Origin of the sequence: Streptomyces sp. NPDC021115, assembly GCF_044333065.1 — a bacterium.
GTDB lineage: Bacteria > Actinomycetota > Actinomycetes > Streptomycetales > Streptomycetaceae > Streptomyces.
This window is the reverse complement of record NZ_JBIRQF010000007.1, coordinates 391048-416647: the sequence shown is the minus strand read 5'-3', so window position 1 is coordinate 416647 and position 25600 is coordinate 391048. Positions and strand designations below refer to the sequence as shown.

Below are 25600 nucleotides of genomic sequence, written 5' to 3'. Positions count from 1 at the left end.
TCCCGGAGGACCGGGCGGCCATTCTCCCTGAGCCATCAACGGCAACACCTCATCAGCCACACCCGGTCCTCCCGGACCGCCAACATTCTTAGGGAACACCTCATGGGGCTATCGACGGATCCACGGCGAACTCGCAGCACTGGGTATCAAGATCGCCGCCTCCACCGTCTGGGAAATTCTCCCCCAGCACGGCATCCCACCCGCACCCGAACGCCAGAGCACCACCTGGGCAGACTTCCTCCGCAGCCAGGCCAAAGCTCTACTCGCTTGCGACCTCTTCGAAGTCCGCACGCTGACCGGGGCGCGCCTGTACGTCTTCGCCGTCATAGAGCACACCACCAGGCGCATCCGGATCCTCAGCGCCACCGCACACCCCACCGCGGACTGGATCGTCCAGCTCGGACGCAACCTCCTCATGGACCTCGAGGACGCAGGCAGCAAGGCGAAGTTCCTCATCCGCGACCGCGACTCGAAGTTCACAGCCGCCTTCGACGCCCTGATGACCGATGCCGGCGTGAAGGTCGTCACCACCGGCATTCGCATACCGCGGATGAACTCGCTCATGGAGCGCTGGATACAAACCTGCCGCACTGAACTTTTGGACCGGACCCTGATCTGGAACCAGAGCCACCTCCTGCACACCCTGCGCGAGTACGAATCCTTCTACAACGAACACCGCCCGCACAGAGCCCTGAAAAACGCCGCCCCATGCCGCCCACTACCTACACCCCTCACCCAACAAACCCAGCTCACCCACCTGGAAGTCCACAGACGAGACCGGCTCGGCGGAACGCTCCACCAGTACCAGCACGCCGCCTGAGCTGCGCAGATGATTTATCGGCACCCGCAATCCCGCCCATCAGCTCCCGTCCCGGCCCCCGACGTCGCAGGCCCGGCAAGCTGCACGGGGACAAGGGCTACGACTACCCTCACCTGCGACGATGGCTCGCTTTCCGCGGCATCCGGCACCGCCTCGCCCGCAAGGGCATCGAGTCATCCCGACACATGGGCCGGCACCGCTGGGTCGTGGAACGGACCGTGTCCTGGCTGTCCGGCTGCCGACGCCTGCACCGCCGCTACAAACGCAAGCCGGAACACTTCCTCGTCTTCACCGCCATCGCCGCGACCCTCATATGTCACCGCAGACTGGCCAAGTGACATGACCTCTCAGCACCTCTAACGCGGTCACAGGTCCTGTGCGGTCGATGTAGCGGTTGATGATCGAAAGCAGCGTCCCCATGAGGATCCCGCGGAGCGGGTCTGCAGACTCCGGCGTTGTCAGGGTGTGTCAGGTTCGCAGGCCGCCAGAGGCGGTAAGGCGCTCTCCGGTGACCCATGCGGCGTCGTCGGAGGCGAAGAAGACCGCCGCCCGCGCCAGATCCTTGGGCTGACCGATACGGCCCAGGGGGGTGCGCCCGATCATGTCCGTCTCGGCGTCACTGCCGATGAAGCCGGCCGCGTGGATACCTTCCGTCTCCACACCGCCAGGGGCCAGGGTGTTCACTCGGATCCCGCGAGGGCCGAGCTCGGCGGCCAGGACTCGCGTCAAGGCATCGACGGCGCCCTTCGTCGCGGCGTACACCGACATCCCCGGCACCGCGCGGGCGCTGTCCAGCGATCCGATGTTGATGACCGACCCGCCGTCGGACCCGAAGTGCTTAAGGGCTTCCTGGATCGTACGGATCGGTCCGGTCACGTTGACGGAAAGCTGATGGTCGATCTCCTGCTGCGTGACGGTCTCCAGCGGCTGTGGGTGATAGACACCGGCATTGTTGACGAGGATGTCGAACCGGCCGTACGCGTCTACGGTCCTGGCGAAGAGGCGCTCGACATCCGCAGGCACCGACACGTCGCCCTGCACGGCGATCGCGGTCCCCCCTCGCGCCTGGATATCCTGCACCACGCGCTCGGCGCCGGCGGCACTGGAGGCGTAGTTGACCACGACCGACGCTCCGGCCGCAGCGAATTCCCGCGCGATGCCCGCCCCGATGCCCTTGGAAGCACCCGTCACGAGCGCGACCTTTCCCGCCAGTCTCGAATCGGCGTTCTTCGGCGATACCCCGTCGCCGCGTCCAACACCTGTCTGATCTGCCATGATTGCCACTCCCGTCCATGTTGGTGAGCGTCCGGGTGACGTGGGCCTCCGGGGCAACCGCCCGGGATCTAGACGATGCGTTGTCGAACAGAACCCGCCGGGCGGCCTTGCCGCCACGGGCCCCTCACAGGCGCGCCCGTACCGGCTCCCGCCCTGATGGCCACCGCTTTCGGCGGCGGCGATCCACCGGACATGCACCACGGTAAGATCCGCGAGACATAGAGACAAATAGTGTCATCGCATACTTGAGATTGGCATTGTCTATGTCGCCGGAGAGTGGAAGCGGATGAACCTGCGGCAATACGAATACGCTCTGGCTGTGGCCGAAGAAGGCTCCATGACAGCGGCTGCCGAGCGTCTGCGCGTCACGCAGCCGTCCTTGTCGCAGCAGATCGGCGCTCTGGAAAAGCACCTCGGTGTGCAGCTGTTCACTCGGACATCGGGCGGGGTCACAGTGACCATGGCCGGACGCGCCTTCCTCGCCGAGGCAGAGATCGCGACCGCTGCGTCCCGCAGAGCCGTCCTGGCTGCCCGTGCCGCCTCCGGGGAACTGGCCGGTGAACTCATCATCGCCGTCCACATGGGCCTGGGAGCACGACAGCTCCCTCTGGCACTGGGCCGGCTCCGCCACCGCCACCCGAAACTCCAGGTCATTCTCCACGAGGAGCCCGATCCAGCGGATATGGAACGTCTGGCCCGCCAGGGAACGCTCGACATGGTCCTCGTCCACCGCATCCCCACCGGCTGCACATTCGACATCCACCCCCTGGGCGAGGAGACCTACGTCGCCGTCCTGCCCGAGGGACACCCGCTCCTCGCCAGCGACAGGGCCCTGCGCATGGCAGACCTTGCGACACAGGGATGGGTGCGCTTCCGCCGCGCCAGCCTGCTCGACGAATACCTCGCCCGCCTGCTCGCCGACGCGGGCATCAGCCCGCCCACGGTGGCCCGAGCGTCACAGATCTCCACCGCCGTGCGACTGGCAGCCCAGGGCTTGGGCGTCACCGTGGTTCCGGCATCGGCCGTGCCCGAAAGATTCGAACAGCTAGCCCGCCCGTTCCTGCCTTCCCTGACCGAACCCGTCATCGTCGGTACACGCCGCCACCCAGGTTCGGCGGAGGCAGCCGTGCTCGACCACCTCCATCAGCAGAACTGGTGCGGCACCAGCCTCCTCGCCCCGCATACCGCCCTCTGAGCCAAGGGCCTCACCAGTCGTCGGCCGCGTGCTTGTCCCGGAGGGGCCGTAGGCCGCCGGCAGGTCGGGGAGCTGGAAGGAACGCCTGTTCGGCGCCGGTCCAGGAGAACACTTCCAACAGCTCCTCGGGCAGGTCCACCCTCGGCAGCATCGCGTTCACTGCGGCCCGCAACTCCAGCAGGGAGGCCGGTTCGGGTTCCGGCTCCGGGAGGGCGAAGTGCAGGCGGTCGTCGTCGTCGAAGGCGATCTGCGCGTTGTCCGGGACCCGGGCGACGACCTCCCGGTAGGTGCCCTCCAGCAGCGCGGCCGGATGCCCGCCCGCCTCCCTGGGCAGGTTCAGCAAGGCAAGCACGGTCGGCCTTGTCTGCTGCCACGCCTGGCCGGCCAGCAGCTGCTCCCAGGGCTACGACTACCGACACCTTCGACGATGGCTTGCTTCCCGTGGCATCCGGCACCGCCTCGCCCGCAAGGGCATCGAGCCGTCCCCGCGTCTGGGCCGACACCAATGGGTCGTGGAGCGGACTATGTCCCTACTGTCCGGCTGCCGTCGCCTTCACCGCCGTTACGAGCGCACGCCGGAACACTTCCTCGCCTTCACCGTCATCGCCGCGATCCTCATATGTCACCGCAGGCTAGCCAAGTGAAATGGCTTCTACTGATCTTTTCGTAAGTTCGGTGGGTATGGTGGGCCGATGGTCAGGCCGGTATGGGCCAGGAATGACCATGGCAGTCGGGGGTTAGCGTTGATGCGGTGGATGCCTTGCTCGGTGGCGTCGGCGACATCGGCGAGGTGGTCGCCGGCGAGGTTGGCGAGTTCACGCTTCTTGAGCGAGGACCACAGCAGTTCCACCGGGTTCAGCTCGGGAGCGTAGGCGGGTAATCGTTCCAGGGTGAGCCAGTCCTGTTCGGCGACCCAGGCCCGCATCGCCCGGCTCCAGTGGGCGGACAGGCCGTCCCAGACCAGGACCACCCGCTCGCCGCGGTAGAACACCTTCATATGCTCCAGAACCTCGATGAGTCCGGCGGTGTCGTAGCTGCCGGGCTTGAGGTGGAAGCACAGGCGGGCCCCGCGATCGGGGTCGGTGGAGTGGTAGCCCAAGGCCCCGGCCATCGACGCGCGCTTCCAATTTAGGCGGTGCCGCAGGAGCGGAGTCCGCCCTCGGGGTGCGTAGGTGCGGCGGACCTGCGGGAGCAGAGAGACGCCTGATTCGTCGAGGAAGACGATCCAGGCACGTGTGTTCACGGCCCCTTTTTGATGCGCGGCCACTCGTGCGCGATCCAGCGGGCGATCTCCGACTCGTCCCGCTCGACCGCCCGCCGCTCGGGCCGTTGCAGGCTCCATCCGAGCCGGCCGGTCAGCAGCCGCCACACCGATGCCCTCGACAACACCACCCCCGTTGCCCCAGTTATGACCGCGCCGACTCGTTCCAAGGTCCACAGGTCGGCCTCGAAACCATGAGCCTGGGCACCTTGCTCCAACGCGGCCCGGACCATCTCGACCTGGGCGTCGTTCAGCTTGGGCGGGCGTCCGGTAGCTGCCCGTCGCCGCAGGGCCGAAGCACCGCCTTGCTCCCACACCCGCCGCCAGCGCCGCACACTCTCGGCACACACCCCTACCGCCCTCGCGATCTCCGCATTCGAAACGCCGTCCTCGAACAACTCGACTGCCCGAACACGACGAGCCTCCGCCAACTGAGGCCGCGACAACGGAGGAAGGGAGGAGCCGACAACCGAAAAGGAAGGTTGATAAGCCACCCCGACAGCCTCCCACCCACACAGCCACCACACCCACCGAACTTACGAAAAGATCAGTAAGAAGGAGTTCACCGACGCAACTCCAGGCAGCCGCAGGAGCGATGCGAGGTTCGGGTCCAAGCGTGTGGTTTGGCTGCCTTGCGAACCTAGATGCAGCACAATGTCCCTCTGCGAGGAAAAAGGAGGGGCGCATGGCAACGGGGAAGCCTCAACTGCTGTTCGTACACGGCATCGGCGGCTTGCGGGACACCGCCACTGACCGCCGCAGGTGGCTGGAGGCACTTGCCGCTGGAACGCGGGACGCCAGCATGGCCGAAGCGATCTCCGCATTGATACAGGGCTGGCTGGCGGATGTCACGTTCGCCAACTACAGCGATCTGTTCAACCGCCGAGGGACCCAAGGCCCTGCTGCCGTGGAACTCGACGAACATGAAGTTCCTGTCCTGGCAGAGCTACTTGACTCGATACTGGAGGAACTGTCCGAGCAGTTCCCCCTGGAGAGCAGCCCCCAGAACGCCCGGGTCATCCGTGACGCGCGTTCCCGGCTCGACGCTGCGGTTCAGGGCCGACAGACCCAGGGCGTGGGTGACATCGGCCGCCGGTTGATCGGTGTCACGACTACCATGCTGTGCCTTCCCGGCGTGCGCCAGGCCGCACAATGGATGAATGGTTCGGCGCTTCTGTTCCAGCTGGCACAAGTCGGCCGTTACTTGAACCGCAGGACCAAGAAGGCGGAACTAGGCGCGGCCGTCCGCGGGCGGGTGCTCGACGGCCTGGACCCTGCGCGACCTCTCGTGGTGGTCTCGCATAGCCTGGGCACAGTGGTCGCCTACGAGGCACTGCACGAGTACGAGGGAACGGTGCCGCTCTGGGTGACTTTGGGTTCGCCTCTGGCTCTGGGAGCGGTGGTTCTGGATCGTCTGGTGCCGCGCCCGGCGCGCTGCCCTGAGAACGTCGCCTCCTGGCTCAACTTCTGGGACCGCGATGACATCGTGGTGGGCCGGCCACATCTTGCCAAGTGGATCCGCCCGAGCAGGAGCGGTGTCAAGGCTGTGACAGAACGTGTCGACTCCCACGGGCTGTGGACGCACACCGCTACGAAGTACCTGGAGCACGGGAGTGTGGCCCGCCCGGTGATCGAAACCCTCCAGCCGTGACGGCCGCGACTAACCCGCCCCGGCATGTGCTCGTCGTGGGCGCCCAGTGTGAAGGCGGCGCAAGGCTGGAAGGGCTGGAAGACGCTGCCCGTGGTCTTCATGCCGTGCTCGTGAATCCGAAGTTGGGGGCTTGCGTGGACCGCGGTGAGCACTCCCTGCTGATCGGCACCAATCTGGGCGATACTCAAGTCCGCAAGGCCGTGGAGCGCGCCGCTCAGGATGCACGGCGTGACGGCGGACTCCTCGTGCTCGCCCTGCTCGGTCACGGCGAGGGCGCTGAGGGCGCTCCGCTGTACTTCGTCACGTCGGGCAGGGAAAACGCCCCGCCGCTCTCCAATGTGAACGTTCCCTCCCTGCTTGGCGACGTCCTCAACCACCCTGGTCTGACTGGCCTGATCGCCATCGTCGACACCTGCCTGGCTGGAGGGGCAGTACCGGCCACTCCGGTGATCACTGCGGGACCGCGGGGAGGCAATGTGCGGTTCTCCCTGCTCTTTGGGGCCACCGCACAGGAGCCGGCGTTCTACCTGCAGCTGAGCAGAGAACTCACCCACATGATCGAGGAGGGGCTGCCAGGCGCCGGGGAGTTCCTGAAGGTCGACGACCACTTGATTGAGCAGCTCCGCGAGCAGATCTATGATCAGCGGCCGGGGCTCTACACCTACGACGGCGCACCGTATTATGGTGATGACCTCTGGCTGACCCGGAATCGCGCTGCCTCCTTCAACCGCGATCTCGGATCAATCGCGAGCAAGGCAGTACGGAACGCTGTCCGGCGAATCGACACCAACCTTCAGTTATCCACAGAGGGCGAACTCGCCGCATGGTTGAAGGAGAACCAGCAGACTCCAGACGCCGGTTCTTGGGCCGCTGTCCACCGGTTGCGCGAGGTGCTGGCCGAGCTGGAGGCTGGCCGTAAAACGCTGAACGTCGCCAACAAGGTCTTCGGCCCGAACCTGACCGAAGACGACCTGCGGCTGGTCGGAATGCTGGCGGGCCTTCCTCTGCACTTATTGCGGCACGAACCACCTCCGAGCCTGCGGGATCTGGTCGAGTACGCCGCGCATCATGGAGGCGCCGCAGAGGGTCAGCACCGAGCATTGGCCCACTTGGTTGCGGCCATGACCCATGTGACGGGACACGGAGATCAGCTGCCGGAAGATGTCGTCGTCTGGGCGCAGGACTTCGGACTGACGCCCACGGTCAACAGCCACCTGCGCGAGCTGAACCACCATCCTCACGGTGATTGGGCCCCACGGCTGGTCCTGGTGCTGGCCGACGACGGAGGCGAGAGCGTCGTCCGCGTGGACGCATGGCTGCTCTTCGGCCGCGCCGTGCTCGGCAATCAACGCTTCCCTTGCGGCGCCGGCGACAAAGGCCTGAAGACGACTCTGGCCGAGGCCGTGGCGTGGTCTGCACCATGGGCGAATATCGCGGGGAAGCGGTTGAAGCACATCGACGTGGCCGCACCGACCCTCGCGCTGTTGGATTGCCCTCCAGAGGAGCAAGTCATTCGCAAGCAAACGAAGTTGGGCGTCAACTACACCGTCACAACCCGTTGGTCCGGCCTGCTGACGCCCCCTCACGGCGTCACGGTTGACGACATGCTCCAAGTGGGCGAAGAGTTGCTGGCCTCCCTGGCCGACAGCAATTGTTCCGGCCCTGAGTGGCTCCACATGGAACAACTGGGGACCGCTGAACAGTTGCAGAAGCATCTGAGCAACCACGGCTTCGGGCAGCGCGTATGGGCGGTGGCCTCCCTGCCGAAGAGGGACTGGGACTTCGTGGCGCAGGAGCTCCTCGAGCACACACCCGCGCTGGTCTGGCCACGGCAGAAGGATGTCAGCGACCAGCAGGTCCTCAAGGCATCCGTGGGGAAGCATTGGCGGGCCCTGCCGCAGCACATCGCGCACGCCTACCGGCAGCATCTGAGTGGAGTCGACCTGAGTCCCGATGATGGTCTCGCACCTCTTGCAACCGTGAGAGTCGCTTGGCATGACAAGGACTGGCAGGCGTTCTGTCGGAGACGGGCGAGCACGGTCCTGAGAGCCCCAGACGAGATGACGCACAAGGAGCGAGCATGAGTTGGACCCCGTACTACAGGGGCACGGGAGTCCCCCCAAAGAACCGCGCCGAGCTGCCGAAGCTACCGCCTCCGCCCCCATGGCGCTCCCGCGCACAGCAGCAGGTGACTGACTCGCGTAAGGACCCCGCCTCGACGTACCGCCCGGTCCCCGGCCTCGTCGACGCAGTGAACGCCGCCCTGCACCTCCGCCGCCCTCTGCTGCTGACTGGCCGCGCGGGTTCCGGGAAGTCCACCGTCATCCGCCAGATCGCGGCCGAACTCGGCCTGGGTGAGGTACTCCACTGGCACATCACCTCCCGCAGCACCCTCGCCGACGCGCTCTATCGCTACGACGCCCTCGGCCGCATCCACGCCCACAACCTGCGCACCCTCGACAGAAAAGCCCGGCCAGAGGGCGACGAGCATGAGGATGACATCGGGGATTTCATCCAGCTTGGCCCTCTGGGTACCGCGCTCCTCCCGGGCGACCACCCCCGCGCACTATTGATCGACGAGATCGACAAAAGCGACCTCGATCTGCCAAGCGATCTCCTGGACGTCCTGGAGCGCGGCGGATTCGAGATCCCCGAACTGGCGAGGCATCCCAAGCCCAACATCCAGGTTCGCACCGCCGACAAGGACGGCAAGCGCACCATCGAGCACGGCTGGGTCGAGTGCACCGAATTCCCGGTCATCGTGCTGACAAGCAACGGCGAACGCGACTTCCCCGCCCCTTTCCTACGCCGCTGCGTCCGCTTCGAAATGCCGCCCCTCTCCCAAGAAATCCTCACCGATATCGTCGCCGCCCATCTGGGCGACATCAAGGACAGCGCCACCGCCACCCTCGTGCAGACCTTCCTCAAGAAGCTGAACGACGACGAGTACGTCGCGATCGACCAGCTGCTGAACGCTGTCTACCTTCTGCGCGGCGACCATGTCTCGGACATCGATCAGCGTCAGAGCCTGGAGAACATGCTGCTGCAGGGGCTGGGGCGTGGCTGAGGGCGCCGCCGCCCGTCTGGCACGGCTCGCTCAGGCGGCCGGCGGCGACATCGACGTCAAGGAGCTCCTCGACGCAGTGCTCCTCGCCTCCGCCTGGGCGCACGCCGAACGGAACCCCAACAGCCCGTCCTCCGACGCCACGGACGACACGATGCAGCGCCGGAAGCGAGGGCAGGCCAATACCACCGCTTCTACAGAAAACACCCAGGCATTGGGAAGTGGGGACGCGATGGACTGCGCCCATGAGCCTGTCGCCTCCGTATGGCTTAAAGCCCAGGTCGGCACTCACACCGTTCCTGGTAAACGCGTGAGCATCGGCCGTGCCGCCGCCCTCCCTCACACCCTCGAAATCGGCCGTGCGCTGCGCCCGCTGCGCCGCCCGTGGCTCTCCGGCGTCCATCGTCGCCTCGACGTCGACGCCACCGTCGATCATTACACCCGTACCGGGATGCTCATCCCCCGGCTCGCCCCTGCGCCGGAACCGTGGCTGGAGGTGATCATCGTCTTGGACCGCGGCACCGCCATGGCTGTGTGGGACGAGACAGTCCGTAGCCTCACCAAGATGCTGCGTGCCCTGGCCGCCTTCCGTGACGTCCGCGTCTGGCACCTCGAGCACCAGCCCGGCGACGCCCCCGTCCTGCACGACCACCACGGCCGTGCCCTCTCGATGCGCCCGGACGCCGCTCACCACACCCAGCCGGCGCGCCGTCTCCTCCTTGTCGTCTCCGACTGCGCTGCCCCGGCATGGCGGCAGGACGCCTTATGGCGAACCCTCCACACCTGGGGTGGCACCGCCCCGGTCGCTCTGATCAACCCGCTGCCCAAACGGCTCTGGCAGCGCTCTGGACTCGACCTTCCCCGCACCACCGCAACCGCGACCGCCCCCGCCTCACCCGGCCGTCTCCTCTCCTACCGCCGCCCGCGTCTTCTCCGTGAATCCGAGAAGACGAAACCTTGGCAAGCTCTGCCCGTCCTGCAATTGGCCCCCGACCAGATCCTCGCGTGGGCCCGCACCCTGATGCGCACAGATCCGAGCGGCTGCGAAGCCGTCCTCGTCCCCGCCACCGGCCGACCACCCCTGCGTCGCCGCCAACAAGGCCCGGCCAAGCAAGCCGACACACCACCCGTGTACGACCAGGTACGCGTCCACGCCGAGGCGTTCGCGGACGACCGTCAGTCCAACGCCGTGCGCCTCGCTATCGCGGCCTCCCCACTGGGTTCATTCACGCTGCCCGTCCTTGACGTGCTCCGCGAACGCCTAGTGCCGGAAGCCACCCTGGCCGACACCGCCGAGTTCCTCACCGCCGGCTTCCTCAGTGCCACCCGCTGCGAATCGGGCGAGATGCTCTACCACTTCCACCCTGCGGCATCTGCCCACCTGACCAGCCTGCTCACCCGAGACCAACTCTGGGACACCCACTTCGCCCTGAGCGACCACCTCGCTGCCCACCTTCAAGCCCCTCATGGAATCCCGGTTGTCCTCCACTCCCCCCACGCCGATGAAACCTTGGCGTCCGGCATCCGCCCCATTGCCTACGCGGCGGCTACCACGGCGCGGCTTCTGGGAGTCGAGGCAACAGATCCTAGGCCCGAGACGAGACGCCGCCCCGCGGCGGGCCTAACAGCAGCAACATCGAGCAACCCACAACGCGGCACTGCTCCCACCATTGCCAAGATGCCGCAGGACAGCCCCCAGGCCACAGATCTCTACCTGGCCCTGTCACGACTTTTCCGCTCGCTTCTTGCCAGGGCCTCTGAGAGCCCAGTCGGTCTGAGTGAGGCGAGGGAGCATGGGGCGCTGATGGAGACGGCAAGCGGAAGCAGACAGGGCAGGCGCTGGGCACTAGGCAACGACGATTCTCTGGAATTCACCGAAATGCGCTATGTGCGCGACGAGTTGGTGATCAGCGTCGACGCCAGGCGTTCCGGCGCGTACGACGATGTAAACAAGTCGCGAATGCGCGCCCAAATGTATCGAATTCTGGAGACAGCGTTCACCCGTGCCAACGTGGCGCCCGGCGTCGTGCATATGGAAGACCGGGGCGATGGTGTGCTGATCTCGATTGAGGACCGCATCCCGGTGACTCAAATGCTCGGCCTGTGGCTGGTCGAGGTGCGTGAGAAATTGCAGGACGAGAACCGTGACCTGCACGCGCCGCTGGGGCTGCGGATCGGTATGCACGTCGGCCCGGTCCGGCACAATGAGCGGGGCATCAGCGGACGCGCCGTCGACCTTGCCTGCCGGCTGGCCGACTCATCCGTCGCCCGGCAACTGCTCGACGCCGAGCGGGCCGACCTCCTGCTCGTGACCTCTCAGTCCTTGTACGAGGATGTGATCAGGCACGGTGGCAGATTCATCGAGCCCGAACGTTACTCCTCGGCCCGGCTGGAGCTCAAGGAGGGCGAGGTCACGGCCTGGTTCCATCTGCCAGATCGTCCTGCTCCAGAAATCCCCACCGCCCTGACACAGCGCATGAAGCCCCACGAACTGGTCTCGGTCATGCATGACCTGACCACCCTCCTTGAGAACCTCACCCAGATGCTCGAGAGGGGCAGATACCCCGAGCGGTCGTCCGGGAAGAAGATCGCCCGACTGTTGCGCGCGGTCGCCGCCCAGTTGGACGTCTATGGCGACGCTTCCTCACCCCATGGCACCGTGTATCAACAATCCGTGCGTAGCGGTCAGGCCCCTGAGCACCCGGCCGATCAGGAGACCATCGTGCGGGAGGAGCCAGACGCTGAGCGGCTCGCTCTACTCGACGGGGATGAGCGGGAGTCACTCCGACTACTACTCGACAACCTACAAGCGCATTGGTCGCTAGATGGTCTGACGCATCTGGTGAACTCGGTGCCGCTTGTCCAAGCCGGGTTCCCAGCCGACGCCACGCCCAAGGAGATGCCGCCGGAAATCAAGACCTTCCAGCGGGCGTACGCCGCATTGCTGTACCAGCTGCTGATCGGGCAAGATACCGGGCCCCCTCTACCTACGCTCTTGTTGGAGATCGGCGCCGAGAAGGTGCGTAGGTTGCTGGGGCATTCAGCGGATTTCTGATCCAAGAGCCAGAGCGATGCGCTCGTTCAAGGGATAGGATCACGAGACGGACGCGCCGTGACCTGAAGGGTGTCTTTATTGCCCTACTATGGTTGGCCTGGGGCTTTGCGATCGCCCGAGTATGGGCATGATCAGTGATCGTGGGTCTGCGACTGCTCTACCTGATCTTCTGCCGACTACTGAGCTGCCTCCTCCTGGTGGGCCGCTCGACCGCCGCGAAGAACGCCGAGATCCTTGCCCTTCGTCATGAGGTCGCTGTGCTGCGTCGGCAGGTCGAGCGGCCGCGGCTCTCATGGGCTGATCGTGCCGTGCTCACCGAAGACCGGCCCGGCCCTCGTGGTTGTGGGTGCCGGAATCTGTGTCACCCTATGCGACCTGCGAGTATTCATGGATAAGGCCGCCAAGTCGGTCGCGTCGACGAATGCGAGTGTTGCCCCTGGCGATGGGCGGCTCGGGGCTGGTGAGTTGGTCTGGTGGCCGTTGTCCGAGGAATCGGTGCGGCCGGTGTCTGTTGTAGTGCTTCGCGTACTCGCCGACGACGAGACGCAGGTGGCGTTCTCCGGTGATCAGGACGCGGTCGGTTGCCTCGCGTCGGCATGATCCGATCCAGCGTTCGGCGATGGCGTTCATCCGTGGCACAGCGGGCAGTGTGGGTATCACGCGTATGCCTTCCGCCTGGAAGACGGCGTCGAAGCTGTCGGTGAAGTAGGCGCCGCGGTCCCGGATGAGGAATCTGATCGACTCTGCGCGGTCACCGAGGTCCATGAGGTAGTTCCGCGCTTGCTGGGTGATCCAGGGGCCGGTCGGGTGCCGGGTGACACCGGCGATGTGCACGCGGCGGGTGCCGTGGTCAATGAAGAACAGCACGAACCAGCGCCGCAGGAAGACCGTGTCGATGTGGAAGAGGTCGGTGGCCACGATGGCGGAGGCCTGGGCTTTGAGGAAGGCGGGCCAGGACTGGTTGGTGCGCTGGGGTGCGGGGTCGATCCCGGCCTTCTGCAAGATCTCCCAGACGGTCGAGGCGCCGAGTTTCCGTCCCAGGCCGCGCAGTTCGCCGTGGATCCGTCGATATCCCCACCCCGGGTTCTCCCGTGCCAGGCCCAGGACCAGCTGCCGCAGTGCTTCCGGCGTCGGTGGTCGGCCTGGAGGGCGGTGTGGACAGGTCCACTTCCGGGCGACGAGGCGTGCGTGCCAGCGCAGGACCGACCGTGGAGTGACCAGCAACGCCAGCCGTGCACGCTGCCTCTTGTTCACCATCCGGAGCAGCGCTGCCATGACAGCCCGATCGGTCCAGGAAAATTGAGGTCGTGGCTGGGTGCGTTGCGCGACAGTGAGCTGGTGCCGGAGCATCAAGATCTCGACGTCCTTCGCCGCACTTGACCGGGCAAGCAGCGCAAGCCATCGGAAGAGCTGACACGCGAGCTGATAGACCAGACGTATCGCCACGACCCAGCATGATGCCGCACAGCACTCGCTGGCTTCCTGTGCCCTGGCAGATCCGAATCCGCAGGTCACCTCGGGTGACACAGTTTCCGGCACCCACACGGTCTGGCGGGCTCATCGCCGCGGCGGCGATCTCCCGCTATTCGCCCCTCCTCGACTACATCGCGACCACCGGTATCACCGAGTCCGCGATCCAGGACGAGGTCCGTGACACCCTGGCCCAGGGCCGCTACGCCGGCCAGCGCGGCTTCACCGTCGCCTACTTCCAGACCTCCACCGAGCTGCGCGCGGAGGTCACGGAGGCCGGTCTTACCGATCCCAGCCTCTACGGAATCGAAGGACCCGGCTGGGTGGCGGTCAAGGCCATCGAGAAGTACACCAGCGCCAACCTCATGGGCACGGACATGTACGAAGCGGCCCTCGCTGCGGCGCGCATCGCGGAACCGCACGCGGCCCTCACCGACGCCTCCGCCCACTTTCTCGCCATCACCGGGCCCTGACCGGTCTAGGGTGTCGCCTCATGACGCTGCTGATCGTGGGTGGGTCCGGGTTCCTGGGCACCGAGCTGGTCCGGCAAGCTGTATCGGCGGGGCGCCCAACGGTCGCGACCTATACGACCATCCCCGGCGGTGCTCCAGGGGTTACTTGGCGCAGCCTCGACCTGCGGGATCCAGGGAGCGTGGAAGCGGTCGTGGCCGAGGTGAACCCTCGCGTCATCGTCAATGCATCGAGCGGCGGGGCCGATTGGGCAGTCACAGCCGAGGGCCCCGTCCGCCTCGCGATCGCCGCGGCGAAGGCCGGAAGCAGAATGATCCAGGTCTCCACCGACGCCGTCTTCTCCGGCAAGAGCCACGCTCCCTACGACGAACACTGCAGGCCCGACCCCATCACCCCGTACGGAGCGGCGAAGGCCGCCGCGGAAACGGTGCTTCTGCTCCATCCGGACGCTGCCGTGGCCCGCACCTCGCTGATCATCGGTGACGGACAGTCCGAGCACGAACGCACCGTCCACGAACTGGCCACCGGCACCCGCGAAGGCGTCCTCTTCACAGACGACTTCCGATGCCCGGTCCACGCGAGCGATCTGGCCGCAGCGCTCCTCGAACTCGCGTCGGGCGACACGACCGGCGTCCACCACCTCGGCGGGAGCCAGGCTCTCAGCCGGCACGAGCTCGGCGTGCTCATCGCCCGACGCGACGGACTCGACGCATCGCGACTGCCCACCGGCCTACGGGCCGACAGCACACTTCCCGGGCCCCTCGACATCCGCCTCGACAGCCGCTCGACACAGCGCAAGTTGCGCACCACGCTGCGCGGCGCGCACCAGTTCCTCGCCCCCACGGCCTGGACGCCGCAGCCCGCCGACCGCGCGCCACGCGGGCGCCGGTAGAAGGACGACACACGTGCAGTTCGGCAAGAGCGCATCGGGCGCTTCGGCATTGACGCTGAATACGACTGATGCGGCCAGCCATGGGGATCCGCCACTGTAGTGAGACTGATCAACCCCAACGGACAGTGGGACAGGGTTGAGAGCGCCAGGTCGCAGCGCTGGCCTCTGACACGCGCCGCGAGACCCTACATCAGGTGTGTCCGAACACCAGCCGGATCACTCCCGCCGTGGCCCCATAGACGGTTCAATACCCGGAGCCGGGAGCGGCATGGGGCCCGTGCCAGAGTGATCCGCATGATCCCAGCACACGTTCCCGACGAGCCACCGCTTACCTACGCCGACAGCTTCGACATACCGGTCCTGTTCCGAAATGGGCCTGCGAAGAAGCCCCGGAGGCAGTGGCGGACGGCCAAGCACAAGGCGTGGACCGGGTCGGACGGGTTCCCGGCGACCGACGGCTGGTACGCCCCGACCACCACGTGGCGGGAGATCACCAAGGCTGCCACCGAAGTCGGCCGCGACGTCACCCCGCACCTGCAGAACCAGCCGCGCTACGCACACGGGGAACTCGTCGCCCGGGTCTCCCCGCTGTACGCCTACCTCGGCGCGCACCCCGTCAAGCCCCGGTATCCCGTAGCGGGAGCCAAGGACCGGCGCCTGACCCTAAACCCGGTGTACGCGCACGGCACCGAGCGCAGCGCGAAGAGCGCCGCCGCCTACCGGCTGGGCATGACGATGACCGAGTGGGCATGCCGCTCGCTGCTGGGCCTCGGCCAGACCGAACACCTCGAACTCGGCGGCCCCATCCCCGCCCTGCTCAATACGTTCAAAGACCCGAAGAAGAAGCTGCCCGACCTATGGGGGCACCACGAGGCAGAGGAGCTGTACTGGCTGATCGAGGCCAAGGGCGGCGACGTCGGCCTCGGCACACTCCGCAAGGGGTGGGCGCAGCTGGCGGCCGGCAGCACGGTCCTCGGTGGGTACGCGCACCGCACCGTCCTGGTTGGGGCGTCCGTGCGGCCCGGAGACGACCTCTTCCTCACCATCGACCACAACCTGCACCCCGGCCAGCCACCCCTCACCCCTGCCGGATCTAACACCAACGACGAGGCGGCGGGCCCGGGCAACCTGGAAGACCACCTCGCCGACAGCGACGACGCGCTCATCGGCGCGGCCCGCGCCCAGATGCTCACCTACCTGGCGCTTCGCTCGGCCCCTGCCTCGCAGTTGCGCACCGTCCCCGTTCCCGCCGACCGCGCTTCCCGTCACCGGCGCGCCGGGCTTACCACGCCCCTGGAAGACGATGGCCTCACCCTCGCCATGCGGGCCGACGCCCGCGGAGCAGCACCTCACACCGAGCAGCACACCCTGCGCGCCGGAATCCGCTCCATGGGTCTCGACGACTTCCTGACCTGCCGCATCCCCGGAACCGAGGTCCACCTCGGCATGTCCCGGAAACTGTTCGCCGCCTGTGAGCGCCTCCATGAGGAAGACCTCGCCATCGCGCAGCGCACCCCAGAACTGCGCGTCGAGGACCAGCCGACCACCGACCTGGAACTCAGCGACGAAGCTCAGGAACGACAGCGACTCACTCAGCGGCGGATCTTCCGCGAACAGCAGGAGGAAGCCCGTCAACGGCTGCGCCCCCTGCTCCGCAACGCCTACGAGGAGGGCGCGACGAGCGACTGGAGCGACCTGCTGCGCCGCCCCCAGGAGCCGGATCTCGACCTGGAGGGCGACGAGGGTCTTCTCGAAGCGGCGACGCCGGAAACGTACCTGGCCGTCAGCCGCTACGACCTGCCCCCTGCACGCGCCTAGCCCCGCCACCGCCCGGAGGGCGTGACGAGGGCGTGGCCAGAGAGCCTGCCGCTGTGACTGAGCGCCGTAGTTGGCGAGTCTGAGCGCGATAGTTGGCGGCCGCGAGGGACAAGGATCCCCTCCAAGAGTCGGCTCAGTGGGATGCGGCCGAAGATCGGGAAGTGGTTCGGCCGTGAAGCGGTCCTCAAGGTCGGCTTACTGCATAACGGCGAGGTGGTCGGCAGCGCCCCCGCGCCATTCGATCAAGAACAGGGTCGCGTCGTCGCTGGTGAGCCCACCCCGCTCCGCCATCAGTGCCTGGGAGAGCCAACGCACCTCGGCGCGTACCCCGCACGCCTGGCCCATCATGCGATTGACGCAGCGGATGAGCTGTTCCTCACCGAACGGCTCCTGTCCGGCAACGTGCTCCTCGATGACGCCGTCCGTGAAGCACAGCAGCCGGTCGCCGCGCTGGAGCTGGTGCTCGTTCATCCGGGGCTGCTCGCCGCCGAAGCCGACCGGCAGAGTAGTCGGGCCCTCCAGAGGGTGGAGCACCCGGCCGTCGCGGATCAGCAGCGGTGCCGGGTGGCCCGCGTTGACCCACTGCAGATGGCCCGTCGCGGTGTCCAGACGCATCATCTGCGCGGTGACGAAGCGATCGGGACCGAACTGCTCGTCGATCGCCCGGTCCATGAATGCGTAGATCTCGACCAGGTCGACGTCGGCGCGCCTGGCGTGGCGGTAGGTGCCGATGGCGATGGTGGCCATCGCGGCGGCCCCGAGATCGTGGCCCATCGCATCGATCACGGCCACGTGCAGGACGTTTTCGTTGAGGGCGTAGTCGAAGCTGTCGCCGGCGATGCGGTAGGCGGGTTCGAGCATCCCGGCCAACGCGACCTGCGGAACGGCCATGGACAGTGGCGGCAGCAGGGACCACTGGATCTCGGCGGCCACGCTCATCGGTTCCCGGCGCCGGGCCTGGAAGAACTGGTCGGTGTAGGTGTGCTTGGTGACCACCATGTCGGCGACCAGACCGGCCAGCCTGCGCAGCAGCCGCCGGTCGTCGTCATCGACGGAGTCCAGGGTGACGCCCATCACCCCGACCTGGTCGCTGCCGTCCAGCAACGGCAGGTACATCCGGACGCCGCCGTCGTCACGCGCTACCTCGACGGTAGCCGCCGTCAGGAACGCCGTTCCTGCGTGGGAATCGCTGATCAGCTCGGGCTCGCCGACCACCAGCCGTCGGCCCGGCAGCGGGGCGAGCACCACCTGCGCGTAGTCCTGAAGGAGGATCGAGACGTCACGGCCACCGACCCTGGCCACCTCTTCCGCGATCAGCGGAGCGATCAGCTGCGGCGGCATCTCGTGGGCCCGGTCCAGCAGCACCCCCAACAGACGCTCACCGAACCCCTCCGACCGGTCCACCATGCCCCTGCCGGGCTCGCGCTCACCTTCAGCCATAGCCGCAGAGTGCCGCAGCCGCCTGGCACGGCCAGTCGATTACGCCAAAAGCGGCCACGTCGCGCGCGCGGGGGAAGCGTCGAACGACTGACCAGCTCCAAACGCACAACGGACAAGACGCTACGGCAGCCTTAGACACGTGCTCGTACTCCCCACTGAGAAACAAGAGCACCTCTGGCCGATCTCAACAAGTCCCATCAGCCCGCCAAGTACAACGCTCAGGACTCGCCGACTACGGCGCTCAGTCACAATCCGCCAAGTACAACGCTCAGGGGCCGCCAACTAAAGCGCTCACTCGCCAACTACGGCGCTCAGTCACAGCCGCACTTGCGCCCTGTACCTGCAAGGATGCGCCGTAAATCGAACACATGATGCAATAGCTGGTATGCGTTGCTCTGCTCTTCCCAAGGATCTGGTTGCCGCGCAGTGCGCCTGGGAGCGGACCTACCGGAGCCTTGCCAACCCGGCCAACCGCGGGCGCACGACAGCCTTGCGGAGGCGTCTGCTGGAGCTGTCGGTCCAGGTGTGGTGGCACCCCTACTGGCGTCAGGCCGGGACCGGGCAGCGGGCAACACTGCGCTCCTCGGCGCGGGAGCTGGATCCTGGGGCCGGGTAGATGACCAGCCCGCACGGTGGCCGCCGGACGGGCCGGATCCGTTCCGGCCGAGATAACCCTGACGCTCCCTGACGGGCAGACCTTCTCTAGGGGAGCGACTGTGGCGCGAGGCTACCCTAGAGGGCTCCATGCAGCTCAGCGCCGGTTCCGTTGACGCTAACAGGTGCAACAGGTGTCGCAGTATCGCCAGTTCAGGTTAAGCCCGGCTGCAGCCAGCCCGGACAGGTCCCATTCCTGGTGCGGTAGGAACGTGTGGCGATCTGTCACAGCGGTCCTGCACTCACCGTTGGCCCCGCCCGGGCAGGGGGACCGGGATGCGGGCCCGTCACCGATGCTGCGCCGTGCCCAGCTCGTCGGTGTACCGGCCGAGGGCGTCGTCGGCCGTGGGGACGGGGCCGAACAACTGCTCCTGGCGGCGGGTGTCGGCGACGTAGCGGCCCGTGTGGAACCAGCTGAACATCGCGGCCATGTCCTTGACCAGGGGCATGAAGCGGCCGGCGACGGCTCCTGCGGCGCGGGCGACGGTGGAAGGGACGGCCCACACCTTGATCTTCTTTCCGGCCCGGTTGCCCATCAGGTCGGCCATCTCGCGCATGCTGACCGGACGGTCCCAGCCGATGTCGATGCGCTCACCGTTGTCGGCCTCGGCGTCGACGGCGGCCGCCAGGTAGGCCGCGAGATCGGAGGTGTGGACGAAGGTCAGCGGGACGGTGGTCTTGCCGATCCACATCAGGCGGCCCTTGTCAATTGGGTCGCCCGCCATAGTCGCGATCTGGTCGAGGAATGCCCCCGGGCGCAGTGCGACGAACGGGACGCCGAGCTGTTCGAGCTTGTCCTCGGCGACCTTCTTGTGCCAGAAGTGCGGGACTTGGGGGGTCTGGTCGCTGGTGAGAATGCTGGTCAGGACGAACCGCCGGATGCCGGTGCGGTGGGCGGCCTCGGCGAGGTTGGCGTTGCCGACGGTGTCGATGTCGTGCGCGTTCTTGCCCCCGCGGGTGTAGCCGGCAGCGGTGGTGATGACGGCATCGGCGCCGGTCATGGCGGCGACGAGCGAGTCGAGGTCGAGCATGTCGCCGCGGGCGATCTCGACACCCCGGCTTTCAAGCCTGCTCGCGTCGGTGGTCGGCCGGACCAGGGCGCGGACGTTCTTACCGCGCTTGAGCAGTTCGTCGACGACCTTGCCGCCGAGGGAGCCGGTCGCGCCGACGACGAGGACGGGGAGGGTGGTGGTCATGAGGGTCTCACTTTCCATCAGGTCAGTGGTGGGGGGGGAGTAAAGGTGGCCGCGGACGTGGGCACCGTCGGCCCGGGTTACTCAAGGGGGCGGGCCGGTGATGGGTGGATGCGCGGCGCGGGTCATCGCCGGCCTGCAGACCCGGACGCGGGTGATGCGGCCGTCCTCGATGTGCGGCCGGCCAGTGACGGAGAAGGGATCGGCATTCCGTGGAAGGGGTGTTGCCCTTTCCTCCAGACGAGTTCCGCCTGCCTGCACCGGGATGGCTCGCTTGCCCCTGACACTGAGGCCCCGCTCAGCCCGTTCTTCCTGAGGTATCGGGGTGAGCGGGGGCCCGGCACATCCGCCGGCTTGACTCACCGGGCTTCCGACAGTTGGGGAGCCTGGCTCCGTTCAGCACGGGCCTTCGTGAGCCCAGTGCGCTGCAGTAACTGTCCACTTCGCAGGAACGCCGGAAGCGATTCGCACTCCAGGCCGAAGCCGGGGTGCAAGCCAGTTACTCAGACTGTTCCCGCGGACGAGCGCGGCTGTTGATCGCGTCGGCGATGGCGTAGGCGGTGCGGACGAAGGATTCCGCCTGCTCCGCTGACAGGTTCAGCGCGGAGGTCTCCTCCAGGGCCCGCCACATCGCTGCCAGGGGCTCTCGCATGGCACGGCCCTTGTCGGTGAGGTGGACGACCATGACGCGCCGGTCGTGTTCGGCCGGCTCGCGGACGAGCAGGCCGGCGTCCTGCATGCGGCGCAGGGACTTGGAGAGGGTGGAGTGGTCCAGGCCGACGCTTTCGAGGAGCTCGGACTGGGTCTGGCCGTCCCGGTCCAGCAGTTGCATCAGCAGTAGTTCCTGTCCGGGATGCAGGTCCATCTCGCGGAGCATGGCGGCGGCGCGGGCCCGGTGAGCACGGGCGAGCTGGAAGATCGCGTAGCTCATCGGCCCCTCGCTGGCCGTGCTGGGGGTGCGGGGTGTGGGGACGGACATGCGGTTCCTCAGACGGTGTAGGTGGGGTAGTCGGTGTAGCCGGCCACTCCGCCGCCGTAGAAGGTCGCCGGGTCGGGGGTGTTCAGCGGCGCGTCAGAGCGTAGCCGCTCGACCAGGTCCGGGTTGGCGAGTGCGAGGGCGCCGACGGAGACGAGGTCGGCCGTGCCGTGGTCGATGTCCATGGCGCGGGTGGGCAGGTCGGTGCCGGCCCGGTTGAGGATCAGCGTGGTCGGCCACAGCGCGCGCAGGGTGCCCAGCAGCTCCTCGTCGCCCGCGTGCAGCACGTGGAGGTAGGCCAGACCGAGCGGACTGAGGGCGCCCAGGAGTGCCGGATACAGCTCGGCAGTGTCGGACTCGGCGATGTCGTTATAGGGGTTGCCGGGAGAGATGCGCAGGCCAGTGCGGTCGGCGCCGATCTCGTCGGCCACAGCAGCGGCCACCTCGACGGCGAAGCGAATGCGGTTATCGACGGACCCGCCGTAGTGGTCGGTGCGCTGGTTGGTGTTGTCGGACAGGAACTGGTGCACCAGGTAGCCGTTGGCGCCGTGGATCTCCACGCCGTCGGCGCCTGCCGCGACGGCGGCCGCTGCGGCGCGGCGGAAGTCGTCGACGGTCGCCGCGACCTCCTGCGTCGACAGAGCCCGGGGCGTCGGCATCTCCTGGGGCCCGGACGCGGTGAACATCGCACCCTGCGGCCGGATCGCCGAAGGGGCGACCGGCCGGCGCCCGTGGGGGGTGTTGTCGGGGTGGGAGATGCGTCCGGTGTGCATCAGCTGGATGACGATCCGGCCGTCGGCCGCGTGCACGGCGTCGGTGACCTTGCGCCACCCGGCGATCTGATCGTCATTGTGGATGCCGGGGGTGAGGAGATAGCCCTGGCCGTCGGCATTCGGCTGGCTTCCCTCGGTGATGATGAGCGCGTGCGAGGCCCGCTGGGCGTAGTACTCGGCGTTCAGCTCGGTCGGTACGCCTTCAGGGGTGGAGCGGTCACGGGTCATGGGGGCCATGACCAGGCGGTGAGGGAGGGAGATGCCACCGACGATGGTCGGCGTCCACAGGGCGTTCAGCATGAGGGTCCTTCGGTGCGGTGATGATCGGAACGGGTGGGGAAAAGCGGACGTGATCAGTCGACGGTGAGGACGAGCTTGCCCCGGCCGTGCCCGGCGTCGCTGACCTGCTGGGCCGTGGCGGCCTCGGTGAGCGGGTAGGCGGTGACGGTGGTGACGAGCTTGCCGGTCGCCGCGTCCTGCGCCAGCTCGGCCAGACGGGCGGCCGAGCGCTCCTGGCCACCGCTGGAGAAGGTGACGCCGAGCTGGTGCGCGCGGAAGTCGGCGATCGTGACGATGCGCTCGGTGCCGCCCCGCAGGGCGATGGAGTCCTCCAGGGCGCCCTTCCCGGCCAGGTCGAACACCGCGTCCACGCCGTCGGGGGCGAGCGCCCTCACCCGCTCGACCAGGCCCTCGCCGTACAGGGTCGCGGTGGCGCCGAGCGAGGCGAGGTATTCCTGGTTGGCGGGGCCGGCGGTGCCGATGACACGCGCTCCGCGGGCCGTGGCGAGCTGGACCGCCAGGGTTCCGACCGCTCCGGCCGCGCCGTGCATCAGCACGGTCTCCCCCGCGGTGACGCCGAGCAGGTTCAGGACCCGCTCGGCCGTCTCGCCCGCCACCGGCAGGGCGACCGCGTGCTGCCAGTCGAGGCCGGCGGGCTTGGGGGCCACGGTGGTGGCCAGCGCGTACTCGGCGTACGAGCCGGTGTCCGACCAGCCCAGCACCTCGTCACCCACCCGCACGTCCTGCACGCCCTCACCCAGGGCGTCCACCACGCCGGCGAGCTCGTGACCGGGGACGGAGGGAAGCGGCGTGGGGAACACGGCCTCCAGTGCCCCCGAGCGGATCTTGCCGTCCAGCGCGTTCAGCCCGGCCGCCTTGACGCGGACGCGGATCTGCCCGGGGCCCGGCTGCGGGACCTCGATGTCCGCCTCGCGCAGCACTTCCGTGCCTCCGAAACGGTCGAACAGGATGGCTTTCATGACGACTCCTCTCATGCCCTCACCCATTTAGGTGGCTGGCCACATAAATACCGTAACAGCAAACATGTGGCTAGCCAAGTATTTGCTGCCGCCCGGGCTGCGCAAGAACTTTGAGGCAGTCACGCGGGATTCGGCCTTGCCGCGAGCTGGACATCGCTACTGTATGTGTACAAGTCAACACATTCAGTGCTGATCTGTGCGAACCGATTAAGGCGAGCAGTGGGCAGGGCTTGGACCGTCTGCGAGGGCCGGGGCAGGTTTGGGCTGTGACTCTGCTGCCACAGCAGACAGGAGCGCAGGGTGGCGACAGAAGAACAAGCAGCGCAAGAGAGCGGCGTCCTTGAGGACGGCAGCCGGGCGACACCCCCGTCACAGGAGGAGGTCGCCACGGCAGAGGCGGCCCGCACGGAGCTCGGTGCATGGGGCTATGACGTCTCGGTCAAGACGTTCTGGTGGGGCTTTGAGATCCACCTCAACGCCGAGGCGGCCGCGTTGGCGGGCGACATCGCGGAACTGATCGGTGACGTGGCGGGAGAGGCGCTGCCCTCGCCGATGAACAAGATCGTTGAGGCGTACTGCAAGCTCAAGGCATTGTGGATCAAGGAGGTGGGCAGCACTTACGGCTGCAAGCTGGTCTCCCCCTGGATCGCCCCGGGCATGCTCATCCCGATCAGCCTGAAGCCCAACGAGGACACCAACCTGTGGTGGACGGTCTACGAGACCCGGGAGGAATGGAGCAAGGACGAGAAGTTCACCGCCCATCACAGTGCCGCGAACCCAGCACTGGCCGAACACCAGGGCAAGCTGTACTGCGCCCACCGCGGCTCCCCGTCCGACTCCAGGCTCTGGTGGACGGTCTACGACCCGGACAAGGGATGGAGCGAGGACACCTTGTTCGGGGCCCATTCGAGCGAAGGCGGACCGGCACTGGCCTCCTTCGAAGGGCGGCTCCACTGTGTGCACCGGGGCAGCAACAACGACAAGCAACTGTGGCACACCACCTTTGACCCGGCCACGGGAAGGTGGAGCACAGACACCCGTCTCGACGCCCACTCCAGCTCCGTGGGCCCAGCCCTGGCGGTGTTCGACCGCATGCTTCACTGCGTCCACCGGGGCAGCGACTCGGCGCACCTGTGGCACACCACCTGGACCCCATCCACGGGATGGACTCGCGACGTCAGGCTGAACGTCGGTACCTCGGCGAACCCGGCCCTGGCGGTCTACGACGGCAAGCTCCACTGCGTGTACCGCGGCAACAACACCACCGCCCTGCAGCACATCAGCTACAGCACCAATGCCGGATGGGGTACTGAGCGCCAACTGGACGCCCATCACAGCTTGGAAGGGCCGGGCCTGGCCGTGTTCGACAGCAAGCTGTACTGCATCCACCGCGGCCACGGCGGCAACGACCAGAAACTGTGGTGGGCCACCTACACCACCAACGGCGGCTGGAGCACCGATAAGCAGTTCCCCGCCCACTCCAGCGGAGCCGGCCCCGCGGTGATCGCCTACCGCGACAGGTACGGGGACAAAAACCAGCTCCTCGTCGTCCACCGCGGCTACGGCAACCGCGCCGCCGGCACCGACACCGCCGAAGACGAAGCACGCCTCGCCGAAGAACAACGCGCATGGGCCGCAGAAACGGCCACATCCTGATCTGAGCCCAGGACGATCCGGCGGGGTCGTCCTGGGCGAGTGCCGGGCTACGGCCGGATCCTGCGACTGCACCCGATAGGCGTGCGGGGGATGGACGCCGAACGGCAGATCGGCTCCCGGTGTCGTGGGCGGTGGAGGTGGCGGCGATGGTGACGTCGATGCCGAGGCGGTCGGCGTCGGATGAGGCGACGTCGAGGACGGTGACCGAGCCGCCCGGCGCGTCCCTGATGCAGGGGGCCTATCGGTCCGCGGCTCCTTTGTGGTTCAGAGCCCGGGTCAGTTCGCGGTTAGCCGCGCGGGCAGCCTCCAGCTCCGCGTCTTTCTCCTCCAGTCGCGCCGACAGATCGGTGTTCGCCTGTTCCAGGCGGGTGACTTGGCGGTGCAGTTCTTCCTTGTCGGCTGAGGCGCCGAGTCCCGATTCCCGCCACGCTTGCTCGCCCATCAGCTCGGAGAGCCGCCGTTCCAGGCGCCGGGTCTGGGTGACGAGCCGGGTGTTGCGGGCGTGCGCGTTGGCGAGGTCGGCCTGGAGGGAGGCCAGGCTGACCGGCGGCCCGGCCGCGGCATCCGATGCGGAGGGCTGTAGTTCTGCGGCGTGGATGAGGGCGAGCAGGTCGCGGTTCCCCTGCCACGTCACACCACAGCCCCACCCACCCCAGAAAACAGACCGTGCGGGTCCG

General features: G+C 67.3%; 18 protein-coding genes and 6 pseudogenes. 13 read left to right on the top strand and 11 right to left on the bottom strand.

Translation table 11 applies throughout. The annotated features are described in order from the left end of the window. Positions 1–94 precede the first annotated feature (94 nt). A pseudogene (locus ACH4TL_RS24215) lies at positions 95–820 on the top strand (integrase core domain-containing protein); the annotation flags it as partial. A 29-nt stretch (positions 821–849) separates the two neighbouring features. Beyond that, a pseudogene (locus tag ACH4TL_RS24210) lies at positions 850–1158 on the top strand (transposase); the annotation flags it as partial. Positions 1159–1288: 130 nt separating this feature from the next. On the opposite strand, the gene ACH4TL_RS24205 reads toward ACH4TL_RS24210, so the two are convergent. Next, the gene (locus ACH4TL_RS24205; RefSeq protein ID WP_398317708.1) at positions 1289–2095 is read right to left on the bottom strand and encodes an SDR family NAD(P)-dependent oxidoreductase; all 807 of its coding nucleotides are present in this window, start codon (positions 2093–2095) and stop codon (positions 1289–1291) included. 286 nt (positions 2096–2381) lie between these two features. On the opposite strand from ACH4TL_RS24205, the gene ACH4TL_RS24200 reads away from it, so the two are divergent. Next, entirely contained in the window at positions 2382–3290 is a 909-nt protein-coding gene (locus ACH4TL_RS24200) for a LysR family transcriptional regulator (RefSeq protein ID WP_398317705.1), read from the top strand. Between the two features lie 28 nt (positions 3291–3318). Here ACH4TL_RS24200 and ACH4TL_RS24195 read toward each other — a convergent pair. After that, positions 3319–3693, bottom strand: a pseudogene (locus ACH4TL_RS24195) (Tn3 family transposase); the annotation flags it as partial. On the opposite strand from ACH4TL_RS24195, the pseudogene ACH4TL_RS24190 reads away from it, so the two are divergent. Continuing rightward, positions 3689–3934 (top strand): annotated as a pseudogene (locus tag ACH4TL_RS24190) (transposase); the annotation flags it as partial. The pseudogenes ACH4TL_RS24195 and ACH4TL_RS24190 overlap by 5 nt on opposite strands. An 8-nt stretch (positions 3935–3942) precedes the next feature. Here the strand turns inward: ACH4TL_RS24190 and ACH4TL_RS24185 are convergent. Together ACH4TL_RS24185 and ACH4TL_RS24180 are read right to left on the bottom strand one after the other, a co-directional pair. Next, positions 3943–4632, bottom strand: a complete 690-nt coding sequence (locus ACH4TL_RS24185) for a transposase (protein ID WP_398317702.1) — start codon at positions 4630–4632, stop codon at positions 3943–3945. Next, positions 4530–5045, bottom strand: a complete 516-nt coding sequence (locus tag ACH4TL_RS24180) for a winged helix-turn-helix domain-containing protein (RefSeq protein WP_398317700.1) — start codon at positions 5043–5045, stop codon at positions 4530–4532. The genes ACH4TL_RS24185 and ACH4TL_RS24180 overlap by 103 nt, the downstream gene beginning before the upstream one ends. 191 nt (positions 5046–5236) lie before the next feature. Between ACH4TL_RS24180 and ACH4TL_RS24175 the strand changes: the two genes are divergently transcribed. From ACH4TL_RS24175 to ACH4TL_RS24155, 5 genes and pseudogenes are all read left to right on the top strand, one after another. Next, positions 5237–6202 (top strand): hypothetical protein, encoded by a 966-nt coding sequence (locus ACH4TL_RS24175; protein WP_398317697.1) that lies wholly within the window; start codon positions 5237–5239, stop codon positions 6200–6202. Next, positions 6199–8286, top strand: a complete 2088-nt coding sequence (locus ACH4TL_RS24170) for a hypothetical protein (protein ID WP_398317694.1) — start codon at positions 6199–6201, stop codon at positions 8284–8286. Before ACH4TL_RS24175 ends, ACH4TL_RS24170 begins: the two co-directional genes overlap by 4 nt. Next, a complete protein-coding gene (locus tag ACH4TL_RS24165; RefSeq protein WP_398317691.1) occupies positions 8283–9269 on the top strand; it encodes an AAA family ATPase in 987 nt (328 codons plus the stop codon). The genes ACH4TL_RS24170 and ACH4TL_RS24165 overlap by 4 nt, the downstream gene beginning before the upstream one ends. Beyond that, a pseudogene (locus ACH4TL_RS24160) lies at positions 9202–10710 on the top strand (SAV_2336 N-terminal domain-related protein); the annotation flags it as partial. The gene ACH4TL_RS24165 and the pseudogene ACH4TL_RS24160, both read left to right, overlap by 68 nt. A gap of 1257 nt (positions 10711–11967) precedes the next feature. Beyond that, a pseudogene (locus tag ACH4TL_RS24155) lies at positions 11968–12321 on the top strand (lysine--tRNA ligase); the annotation flags it as partial. Positions 12322–12687: 366 nt separating this feature from the next. On the opposite strand, the gene ACH4TL_RS24150 reads toward ACH4TL_RS24155, so the two are convergent. Then, positions 12688–13767, bottom strand: a complete 1080-nt coding sequence (locus tag ACH4TL_RS24150; protein WP_398317688.1) for an integrase core domain-containing protein — start codon at positions 13765–13767, stop codon at positions 12688–12690. A 74-nt stretch (positions 13768–13841) separates the two neighbouring features. On the opposite strand from ACH4TL_RS24150, the gene ACH4TL_RS24145 reads away from it, so the two are divergent. From ACH4TL_RS24145 to ACH4TL_RS24135, 3 genes are all read left to right on the top strand, one after another. Continuing rightward, entirely contained in the window at positions 13842–14264 is a 423-nt protein-coding gene (locus ACH4TL_RS24145) for a hypothetical protein (RefSeq protein ID WP_398317685.1), read from the top strand. A gap of 20 nt (positions 14265–14284) precedes the next feature. Next, complete coding sequence (locus ACH4TL_RS24140; RefSeq protein ID WP_398317682.1) at positions 14285–15154, top strand: SDR family oxidoreductase; 870 nt, start codon at positions 14285–14287, stop codon at positions 15152–15154. 294 nt (positions 15155–15448) lie between these two features. Continuing rightward, a complete protein-coding gene (locus ACH4TL_RS24135) occupies positions 15449–16972 on the top strand; it encodes a gamma-glutamyltransferase (protein WP_398317679.1) in 1524 nt (507 codons plus the stop codon). Positions 16973–17167: 195 nt separating this feature from the next. On the opposite strand, the gene ACH4TL_RS24130 is transcribed toward ACH4TL_RS24135, so the two are convergent. The 5 genes from ACH4TL_RS24130 to ACH4TL_RS24110 all read right to left on the bottom strand — a co-directional run bounded on the left by ACH4TL_RS24130 (position 17168) and on the right by ACH4TL_RS24110 (position 23267). Further along, positions 17168–18412 carry a PP2C family protein-serine/threonine phosphatase gene (locus ACH4TL_RS24130; RefSeq protein ID WP_398317676.1) on the bottom strand — a complete coding sequence of 415 codons (1245 nt, stop codon included), beginning with the start codon at positions 18410–18412 and terminating at the stop codon, positions 17168–17170. A gap of 941 nt (positions 18413–19353) precedes the next feature. Then, the gene (locus ACH4TL_RS24125) at positions 19354–20262 is read right to left on the bottom strand and encodes an SDR family oxidoreductase (RefSeq protein ID WP_398317673.1); all 909 of its coding nucleotides are present in this window, start codon (positions 20260–20262) and stop codon (positions 19354–19356) included. Positions 20263–20758: 496 nt separating this feature from the next. Next, a complete protein-coding gene (locus ACH4TL_RS24120; protein ID WP_398317670.1) occupies positions 20759–21238 on the bottom strand; it encodes a MarR family winged helix-turn-helix transcriptional regulator in 480 nt (159 codons plus the stop codon). 8 nt (positions 21239–21246) lie between these two features. Continuing rightward, positions 21247–22308 carry an alkene reductase gene (locus tag ACH4TL_RS24115; protein ID WP_398317667.1) on the bottom strand — a complete coding sequence of 354 codons (1062 nt, stop codon included), beginning with the start codon at positions 22306–22308 and terminating at the stop codon, positions 21247–21249. A gap of 53 nt (positions 22309–22361) precedes the next feature. Beyond that, a complete protein-coding gene (locus ACH4TL_RS24110; RefSeq protein WP_398317664.1) occupies positions 22362–23267 on the bottom strand; it encodes an NADP-dependent oxidoreductase in 906 nt (301 codons plus the stop codon). A 300-nt stretch (positions 23268–23567) separates the two neighbouring features. On the opposite strand from ACH4TL_RS24110, the gene ACH4TL_RS24105 reads away from it, so the two are divergent. Beyond that, positions 23568–24923 carry a hypothetical protein gene (locus ACH4TL_RS24105; protein ID WP_398317661.1) on the top strand — a complete coding sequence of 452 codons (1356 nt, stop codon included), beginning with the start codon at positions 23568–23570 and terminating at the stop codon, positions 24921–24923. Between the two features lie 238 nt (positions 24924–25161). Here the strand turns inward: ACH4TL_RS24105 and ACH4TL_RS24100 are convergent, their stop codons facing one another. Beyond that, positions 25162–25557 carry a hypothetical protein gene (locus tag ACH4TL_RS24100; RefSeq protein ID WP_398317658.1) on the bottom strand — a complete coding sequence of 132 codons (396 nt, stop codon included), beginning with the start codon at positions 25555–25557 and terminating at the stop codon, positions 25162–25164. Positions 25558–25600 lie beyond the last annotated feature (43 nt).